The following is a 9,126-nucleotide window of genomic DNA, read 5'->3' as shown; positions in this document are numbered from 1 at the left end:
GACGCCGCGGGTGCAGGTGGGCCTGCGCCTGCGTGGCCTGGCGCGGGCCTGCGTGGACGTCTCCGACGGCCTGCTGGCCGACCTGGAGCACATCTGCGCGCGCAGCGACGTCGGCGCCGAACTGGAGCTGGCCGCGCTGCCGGCGGTCGCCGCCCCGGCCGACGCGGACCCTGCGCAGGTGCACGCCTGGCAGCTGGGCGGTGGCGACGACTACGAACTGTGCTTCACCGCCGACCCGGCGCAGCGTGCGGCGATCGTGCAGGCGCTGCAGGCGGTCGGGGTCACGGCGACGCCGATCGGGCGCGTCGTCGCCGGCAATGGCATCGCGGTGCGCGATGCCGACGGCCAGCGGTGGCAGCCGCCGCGAAGCGGCTACCAGCACTTTTTGAGCTGAGCCGCGCGGCCTGGGCGCACGCCGGCCACCGGCCGTGGCGCCAGCACGTTCGGGCCGCCCGCCAAGGTCCTTCCATACTGTGCCGCACTGCGGCGTGAATATCGCCCGTACCCGGTGGTACGGTCCGCCTGCCCGGCCCCGTGTCGAGCCCTTGTCACCGTTCTGGCAGTACCGTTCCGGCAGCCGGCCATTCCGGTCCGGCGCCGCTTGGGAGGCAGTCCATGCGCATGTCCGTGTCACGTCGCATCGCCCTCGGCGCGATGTTGCTGGTGTTCTCCGCCGCCGCGGCCGCGGCCGGCTTCACCAAGCAGTACCAGAGCATTCCCAGTTTCGACGGCACCAAGCTCGGCGCGCTCGTCCTGGTGCCGCAAGGGCAGGGGCCGGGGCCATTCCCGCTGGTGGTGATGCCGGCCAGCTGGTCGTTACCCAACCTGGAATACGTGGGCCGCGCCAGCGAACTGGCCAACGACGGCTACGTGGTGGTCAGCTACACCTCGCGCGGCTTCTGGGATTCGCAGGGGCTGATCGACATCGCCGGGGCACCGACGGTGGAGGACGTCAGCGCAGTGATCGACTGGGCGCTGGCCAACACCCCGGCCGACGCCAAGGCGATCGGCGTCTCGGGCATCTCCTACGGCGCCGGCACCAGCCTGCTCGCCGCCGCGCGCGACCCGCGGATCAAGGCGGTGGCCGCGCTCAGCGGCTGGGCCGATCTGCAGGCCTCGCTGTACGCCAACAGCACCGTGAGCCAACAGGGTGTGGGCCTGCTGGTCGCCGCCGGGGTCGCCACCGGCCGGCCCGGTCCGGACCTGGCGCGGATCACCGCACACGTGGCGGTGGGCGACTACGACGGCGCGGTGCAGGGCTTCCTGCCCAAGGCGGCCGAACGCGGGGTGATCAACGAGGTGCAGGCGCTCAACCGCAACGGCCCGGCGGTGCTGCTGGCCAATGCGTTCAACGACGGCCTGTTCCCGCCGAACCAGTACATCAACCTCTACAACCGGCTCAGCGTGCCCAAGCACCTGATGTTCAGCCAGGGCGACCACGCCACTGCCGAGCTGCCGGGCGCGCTGGGCCTGCCGAACCAGGTGTATACCGAGGCCACGCGCTGGTTCGACCGTTACCTGAAGGGCCGCGACAACGGCGTGGACCGTGAAGCGCCGGTGCAACTATCGACCCTCGGCGGCACCTGGCTCAGTTATGCCGACTGGAACAGCGTACAGGCCGGCGCCACCCGCTACGGCCTGACCGGCCCCAGCGGCCTGTTGTTGCCGACCGGGTCGCTGACCAGCGGCAACAGCAGCGGCTGGAACTACCGCATCGCCACCGACGTGCCGACGCTGGCCGATTCCGGCGTGGTGATGGTCAGTGGTCTGTTGCAGGGCCTCGGCCAGCCTGTAACCACCTCGATTCCGCTGGTCAGTCGGGTGGGTGCCGCAGTGTGGAGCGGCCCGGTGCTGTCCAGCGACAAGCGCCTGGCCGGCGCGCCCTCGCTGCGCCTGACGGTGACCCCGAGCCAGTCCAACGTGTCGCTGTTCGCCTATCTCTACAGCATGGACGGCTCGGGTTCGGCGCAGTTGCTGAGCCATGTGCCGTACACCCTGCGCAACGCGACCCCGGGCACACCGGTGACGCTCGACCTGGCGCTGCAGGCGACCGCAGTCGAGATCCCGGCCGGCCGCCGCCTGGTGCTGGTGGTGGACACCACCGATCCGCGCTACACCTCGGCCAGCCGTTTCGGCGGCACCGTGAGCTTCAGCTCGCCAGCGGCGACGCCATCGTTTTTGAGCGTGCCGTTACATTGAGGGAGTGCGGCGTTTCCCTTCTCCCCTCGGGAGAAGGTGCCCCGCAGGGGCGGATGAGGGTAGGGCTGAGCATCGTGCAGTTGGATCAGCGTAGCGCTTCGCTTGCCGGACCCTCACCCCAACCCCTCTCCCGATGGGAGAGGGGCTTTGGCCTCTCCCTTCTCCCATCGGGAGAAGGTGCCCCGCAGGGGCGGATGAGGGTACGGCACCACGCATCGCCACAGAGCGCGCACACCACGCCAGCACAGCACACGAATTTACGCAGCTTTTATTCGAACCCGCCTGCGCTTTGCAACGAAGATATCCGGCGATTCCTATACTTTCCGCGCTGACGACGGGGATGCTTGCGTGGAATCGATGGCTGCAATCTTGAGCGTGTCGCAGGCCGCACCGATCGCCTGCAGGCGCCGCGTGCCGCAGACGCAACGGCGTGCCGTCCGCGTCCGCGTGGCGGCCATGCCGCGTGCGCCGCGACACCACCATGGCTGCCGCAGCGCGCTGCAGCATCCGCCGCTAAACGGCCGCGCGCGTTCACTGCACGCGCGTTGACGACATAACGCCGCCGCCACCGCGGCGCTGCATTCCAACTCCCTCCCCGCGATGCGCGACCCGGCGCATCGCCTGCGATGGCGCGTGCGCGTGAGGCGGCGCGCCGTCGTTGCCTCCCTCCACCCAACGAAGGACGGCTCGTTGCGAGCCGACGTCGCGATGTCCATGAAGTTCCATCCCCTGTTCCTGTCCCTGGCCGTGCTGTGCGCCGGCGATGCCGCCGCCGTGGGTCTGGCTGCGCCCGTGTCGGAGGCGATGCCGGCGTCGGAGCCCGCCCCCGTGCCGCTGGCGCGCAGCGCCGACTGTTCCAATGGCTTCTTCTCGCGCCTGGCCTCGGCCTATCGCGAGGATGCGCAGCCGGCCGATCCCGATGCGCCGACGCCAGCGCGTCGCGGGCTGCCGGCGCCGTTCTCCTCGCCGCCGTTCCCGTCGGCCGAATGGCAGCTCGGCGCGGTGGACTACCCGGTCGGCGTGCCCAACGAGAACGCACAGTACCCGGTCGAGAAGGCGCTGGCGTGCACGCGCGTGGGGCAGTGGATGCAGCGCAACCGCATCGAGCTGTACGGCTGGATCAATCCCTCGCTCAACGCCAGCACGTCCTCGCGCAGCAACTACCCCCTGTCCTACTCCACGCGGCCCAATCGCGGCGAGTTCAACCAGGCGCTGATCCGCCTGCAGCGCGTGCCGGACACGGTGCAGACCGACCATGTCGACTGGGGCTTCCACCTCGATGACCTGTACGGCTACGACTACCACTACACCACGATGAAGGGCGTCACCAGCGACCAGTTGCTGCACCACCCGCAGCCCAACAGCGCGCTCAACGGCAAGATCTACGGCAACGATCCGATGATCGCGCACGTGGACCTGTACCTGCCATCGGTGGCGCAGGGCATGCTGGTCACGGTCGGCCGCTACCTGTCGCTGCCGGACATCGAGGCGCAGTTCTCGCCGAACAACTACCTGCTGACCCATTCGATCCTGTACACGGTCGATGCCTATACCAACATGGGCATCCTCACCACCACCAAGCTCAACGACCAGTGGACGCTGCAGCTCGGCGTGCACGGCGGCGACGATTCGGCGATCTGGGACGCGACCAGCCGCCTGAGCGCGCAGGCCTGCCTGCGCTGGGTCTCCAAGAGCAACGACGACATGCTGTATCCGTGCGTGGAGTCGTACAACAACGCCGCGCAGACCTACAACAACCTGCAGGAATTCGTGCTCACCTGGGGCCACCGCTTCTCGCCGAAGGTGCACATGCTCACCGAGGCCTACCACATCTACGTGCGCGACCAGGCGCTGGCCACCGATCCGTCGCAGTCGCACGCGCCGACCGGGCGCCCGGGCTATGCGCTGGGCGAGGCGCCGGACTTCCCGCTGGGGCGCAGCACTGCCGACGCCATCGTCAACTACGTCAACATCCAGCTCGGCGCGTCGGACATGCTGGCGATCCGCAACGAGTTCGTGAACGACCACGACGGCCAGCGCACCGGTTTCGCCACGCGCTACTCCAGCCACACCATCGGCCTGACCCACTGGGTGTCGCAGGACTTGGAGATCCGCCCGGAGCTGCGCTACGAGCACGCCTACGATTTCCCCGCCTACGACGGCGGGCGCCGCAACCATCAGGCGACGGCGCTGATCGACGCGATCCTGCATTACTGAGGTCGTCGCGCGCTGCCGTGCAGGCGGCGGCGCGGCGCCGGCAGACGTGGCACACGCGCCTGCGCCGCACGGTTTTACGCAGAATTTATGCGTGCCGCGCGGCTTCGCCACGGAGAGTTTATGGCGGCGGCTTCGATAATGCCGGCCTGGGCCAGAAGGCCTGTCCGACCCGGCGTGCGTGGCCATGTTGCGCTTCCCTTCTGCCTCCGTGCGCATGCCGCGTACGGCGGTGTTCCCACACGATTGCGGCCTGCCCTGCGGCGGGCCGTCCCTTTGTTTCGGAGTTGAGACCATGAGCGGTTGGCTTTCGTTCGTTTGCGGCGTGGCGGTGATCGTCGCGGCCGGTTACCTGCTGTACGTGATCCTGCGCCCCGAAGATTTCTGAGCCGAGTGCCACTTCCATGATCGATACATTGCTTGTCTATGCGCTCGCGCTGCTGCTGGGATGGCCGCTGGGCCTGTACCTGGCCAAGGTGATGCGCGGGGCGCCGATGCGCGGCGACGCGCTGTTCGGCTGGATCGAACGCCCGCTGTACCGTCTGCTCGGCACCGACCCGGCGCGCGGCATGCACTGGCGCGCCTATGCCGGCGCGTTCCTGGCCAGCAACCTGGTACTGGGCGTGCTGGTGTTCGTGCTGTTCGTGACCCAGGCCTGGCTGCCGTTCAATCCGGATGCGGTGCCCAACATGCGCTGGGACGTGGCCTTGCACACCATGGTCTCGTTTCTGACCAACACCAATCAGCAGCACTACTCGGGCCAGGCGCAGCTGTCGTACCTGTCGCAAGCGGTGGGCGTGGTCGGCCTGCAGTTCATCACCCCGATGATGGGCCTGGCGCTGGTCGCGGCGACGCTGCGCGGCCTGTTCGGTGGGCGTGGCCAGGATGCGGCGCGCAAGGCGGCCGCGAGTGGCGGCGAGACGGCGCAGGAGGTCGACCTCGGCAACTACTGGGCCGACGTGATCCGTCCGACCCTGCGCTTCCTGCTGCCGCTGTGCCTGCTGTGGACGCTGCTGCTGACCCAGCAGGGCGTGCCCTCGACCCTGGCGGCCGGTCCGGTCGCCACGCCGCTGGACGCCAGCGCCGGCCAGCAGACGCAGAAGATCCCGCTCGGCCCGGTCGCGGCGATGGTGGCGATCAAGCAGCTCGGCACCAACGGCGGCGGCTGGTACGGCCCCAACAGCGCGATGGCGCTGGAAAATCCCACGCCGTTCTCCAACCTGCTGGAGATGCTGGGCATCGTGCTGATCCCGGTGGCGGTGGCGTTCATGGTCGGCCCGTTCACCGGGCGCCGCAAGTTCACCGCGCTGGTGTTCGGCAGCATGCTGGTGATGTCGCTGGCGTCCACCGCGGTGTCGCTGTGGGCCGAAGGCCACGCGCCCGGCAGTGCCGCGCTGATGGAAGGCAAGGAGGTGCGCTTCGGCGTCGATGCCTCGGCGGCCTGGTCGTCGCTGACCACGCAGACCTCCAACGGCTCGGTCAACGCCATGCACGATTCGCTGGCGCCGCTGACCGGTGGCGTGGCGATGGTCAACATGCTGATCAACGCGATCTGGGGCGGCATCGGTTGCGGCCTGCAGCAGTTCCTGGTGTACCTGCTGCTTAGCGTGTTCCTGGCCGGCCTGATGACCGGGCGCACCCCGGAACTGTTCGGGCGCAAGATCGAGGCGCCGGAAGTGCGCCTGCTGGCGCTGCTGATCCTGCTGCAGCCGCTGGTGCTGCTCGGCTTCACCGCGGTCACCCTTGCCCTGCCGGCCTCGATCTCGGCGACCTCCAATCCGGGCTTCCACGGCATCAGCCAGGTGTTCTACGAGTACACCTCGGCGTTCGCCAACAACGGCTCCGGGTTCGAGGGGCTGGGCGACGGCATTCCATGGTGGAACCTGAGCTGCACCGTGGTGCTGCTGCTGGGCCGCTATCCGGCGCTGATCGTGCCGCTGATCGTGGCCGCGCAACTGGCGCGCAAGCGGGTGGCGCCGGAAACCGGCGGCAGCCTGCAGGTGGAAACCCCGACCTTCGCGCTGACCCTGATCGCGGTCATCGCGATCCTGACCGTTCTGCAATTCACGCCGGCTTTGGTGTTGGGACCGATCGCCGATCACCTGACCCTGGCCGCGCACTGAGACGACGACGATGAGCACCCCGCTTCCTTCTACTTCCGTGGCTTCTTCGCCGGCGCGCCGGCCTGGGCTGTTCGATGCCGCGGCGCTGCGCGCGGCCTTGCGCGACAGCGTGCTGAAGCTGTCGCCGCGGCACCTGCTGGGCAGCCCGGTGATGGCCGTGGTGTTCGCCGGCACGCTGCTGTCGGCGCTGATCACCGTGTCCGGCCAGGGCCCGGCCGGCTTCGGCTGGGCGGTGACCGCGATCCTGCTGGTCACCGTGCTGTTCGGCAATTTCGCCGAGGCGGTGGCCGAGGCCCGCGGCCGCGGTCAGGCCGCCTCGTTGCGGCGCGCACGCAAGGACCTGGTGGCGCGCCGGGTCGCCAGTGTGCGGCTGGACGCCGAGACCAGCGTGCCCGCCGCCGAACTGCGTCCGGGCGACCTGGTGGTGGTCTCGGCCGGCGAGCTGATCCCGGCCGATGGCGAGATCGTGCACGGCCTGGCCACGATCAACGAGGCCGCGGTCACCGGCGAATCGGCGCCGGTGCTGCGCGAGGCCGGCACCGACCGCTCCGGCGTCATCGGCGGCACCAAGGTGCTGTCCGACGAGATCCTGGTGAAGGTCACCGCCGAGCCGGGCCACAGCTTCCTGGACCGGATGATCGCGCTGGTGGAAGGCGCCAACCGGCAGAAGACGCCGAACGAGATCGCGCTGACCATGCTGCTGGCGGCGATGACATTGACCTTCCTGATCGTGGTCGCCTCGCTGCCGGCGATCGCCGGCTTCGTCGGCGTGCACGTGGATCCGCTGCTGCTGATCGCGCTGCTGGTGTGCCTGATCCCGACCACCATCGGCGGGTTGCTGCCGGCGATCGGCATCGCCGGCATGAACCGCGCGCTGTCGGCCAACGTGCTGGCCAAGTCGGGCAAGGCGGTGGAAGTGGCCGGCGACGTCGACGTGCTGCTGCTGGACAAGACCGGCACCATCACCCACGGCGACCGCCAGGCCACCGTGTTCCATGCGCTCAGCGGCGTGGATGTGGCGCAGCTGCGCGAGGCGGCGATGCTGTCGTCGCTGGCCGACCCGACCCCGGAAGGCAAGTCGATCGTGCGCCTGGCGCGCGAGCAGGGCCTGCCGCCGGCCGATCCGGCCGGCGCCGAGTTCGTCGCTTTCACCGCGCAGACCCGCATGTCCGGCGTCGACCTGCCGGCCAACGGCATGCAGCCGCTGCGGTCGATCCGCAAGGGCGCCGCCGATGCGTTGATCCGCCACGTCACCGCGCTGGGCGGGCAGGTGCCGGCGGAGCTGAAGAGCCGCGTCGAGCAGGTCGCGCGCAGCGGCGCCACGCCGCTGGTGGTGGCCGAGGGCCGGCACGTGCTGGGCGTGGTCGAGCTGTCGGACGTGGTCAAGCACGGCGTGCGCGAGAAGTTCGCGCGGCTGCGCGCGATGGGCGTCAAGACGGTGATGATCACCGGCGACAACCCGCTGACCGCCGCGGCCATCGCCGCCGAGGCCGGCGTCGACGACTACATCGCCGAGGCCACGCCCGAGGACAAGCTGGCGCGCATCCGCCAGGAGCAGGCCGGCGGACGCCTGGTGGCGATGGTCGGCGACGGCACCAACGACGCGCCGGCGCTGGCCCAGGCCGACGTCGGCCTGGCGATGAACTCCGGCACCCAGGCGGCCAAGGAGGCCGGCAACATGGTCGATCTGGATTCGGATCCGGCCAAGCTGCTGGCGGTGGTGGAAGTGGGCAAGCAGCAGCTGATCACCCGTGGCGCGCTCACCACCTTCTCGCTGGCCAACGACGTGTCCAAGTACTTCGCGATCCTGCCGGCGCTGTTCGCCGCCTCGATCCCGCAGATGGCCGCGCTGAACGTGATGCGCCTGTCCAGCCCGACCAACGCGGTGCTCGCCGCGCTGATCTTCAACGCGCTGGTGATCCCGGCGCTGATCCCGCTGGCGCTGCGCGGCGTGCGCTTCACCCCGTCCTCGGCGACCTCGCTGCTGCGCCGGAACATGCTGATCTACGGCGTGGGCGGCGTGCTGCTGCCGTTCGTCGGGATCAAGGCCATCGACCTGCTGCTGGTGGCGCTGGGCTGACCCCGGCGCCGATTCTCACGCTCCTTCGGAATTACCTCCATGACCGTGTCTTCCGTTTCCCTTCGCGAACCGATGCGCTGGCGCGCGGTGCTGGTGCTGCCGCTGCTGGTGCTCGCGTCCGCCGCGCTGTACTCGTTGCTGGCCACCATGCTGGCCGGCGCGCTGTTCCCCGAGCAGGCCAACGGCAGCCTGCGCAGCCACGATGGCCGCGTGGTCGGCTCGGCGCTGGTGGCGCAGCCGTTCGCCGCCGCCGGCTACTTCCAGCCGCGTCCGTCCGGCGCCAAGTACGACCCGATGTCGGCCGCCGGCAGCAACCAGGCGCGCAGCAACCCCGACCTGCGCAAGCGCCTGGATGACACCCGCCAGGCGGTGGCCGCGCGCGAGGGCATCGACCCGGCGCAGGTGCCGGACGATCTGATCACCCAGTCCGGCAGCGGCATGGACCCGGACATCAGCGTGGACGCGGCGCAACTTCAGGTGGCGCGCGTCGCCGCCGCGCGCGGCCTGCCG

Annotated in this window: 7 protein-coding genes; all 7 read left to right on the top strand. The window is 69.8% G+C overall.

From position 1 onward, the window contains the following. Window positions 1-394: AIR synthase-related protein (locus tag D588_RS0107580; RefSeq protein ID WP_017915547.1), on the top strand; the 394-nt coding region annotated here is incomplete at its 5' end. Window positions 395-627: 233 nt separating this feature from the next. Further along, window positions 628-2,199 carry a CocE/NonD family hydrolase gene (locus D588_RS0107575; protein ID WP_026143484.1) on the top strand — a complete coding sequence of 524 codons (1,572 nt, stop codon included), beginning with the start codon at window positions 628-630 and terminating at the stop codon, window positions 2,197-2,199. 708 nt (window positions 2,200-2,907) lie between these two features. Next, window positions 2,908-4,416: an outer membrane beta-barrel protein gene (locus D588_RS0107565; protein ID WP_039727084.1), complete on the top strand. Its 1,509-nt coding sequence runs from the start codon at window positions 2,908-2,910 to the stop codon at window positions 4,414-4,416. A 292-nt stretch (window positions 4,417-4,708) separates the two neighbouring features. Then, a complete protein-coding gene (locus D588_RS0107560) occupies window positions 4,709-4,801 on the top strand; it encodes a potassium-transporting ATPase subunit F (protein WP_010341961.1) in 93 nt (30 codons plus the stop codon). 16 nt (window positions 4,802-4,817) lie between these two features. Continuing rightward, on the top strand, window positions 4,818-6,536 hold the full coding sequence (gene kdpA, locus D588_RS0107555) for a potassium-transporting ATPase subunit KdpA (protein WP_017915545.1): 1,719 nt from the start codon (window positions 4,818-4,820) through the stop codon (window positions 6,534-6,536). 10 nt (window positions 6,537-6,546) lie between these two features. Further along, window positions 6,547-8,616 (top strand): potassium-transporting ATPase subunit KdpB, encoded by a 2,070-nt coding sequence (kdpB, locus tag D588_RS0107550; protein ID WP_026143482.1) that lies wholly within the window; start codon window positions 6,547-6,549, stop codon window positions 8,614-8,616. A 72-nt stretch (window positions 8,617-8,688) separates the two neighbouring features. Next, on the top strand, window positions 8,689-9,126 hold a 438-nt coding region (locus tag D588_RS0107545), incomplete at its 3' end, for a potassium-transporting ATPase subunit C (RefSeq protein ID WP_017915543.1).

Origin of the sequence: Xanthomonas sp. SHU 308, from assembly GCF_000364645.1 — a bacterium.
GTDB lineage: Bacteria > Pseudomonadota > Gammaproteobacteria > Xanthomonadales > Xanthomonadaceae > Xanthomonas_A > Xanthomonas_A sontii.
The sequence above is the reverse complement of the archived record's forward strand: the minus strand, read 5'-3'. Positions and strand labels throughout refer to the sequence as shown.

Bases quoted from the DNA above. Each gene is read 5' to 3' on its own strand.
- D588_RS0107565 (WP_039727084.1), top strand. From the start codon at position 2,908: ATGTCCATGAAGTTCCATCCCCTGTTCCTGTCCCTGGCCGTGCTGTGC.
- D588_RS0107560 (WP_010341961.1), top strand. From the start codon at position 4,709: ATGAGCGGTTGGCTTTCGTTCGTTTGCGGCGTGGCGGTGATCGTCGCG.
- kdpA (WP_017915545.1), top strand. From the start codon at position 4,818: ATGATCGATACATTGCTTGTCTATGCGCTCGCGCTGCTGCTGGGATGG.
- kdpB (WP_026143482.1), top strand. From the start codon at position 6,547: ATGAGCACCCCGCTTCCTTCTACTTCCGTGGCTTCTTCGCCGGCGCGC.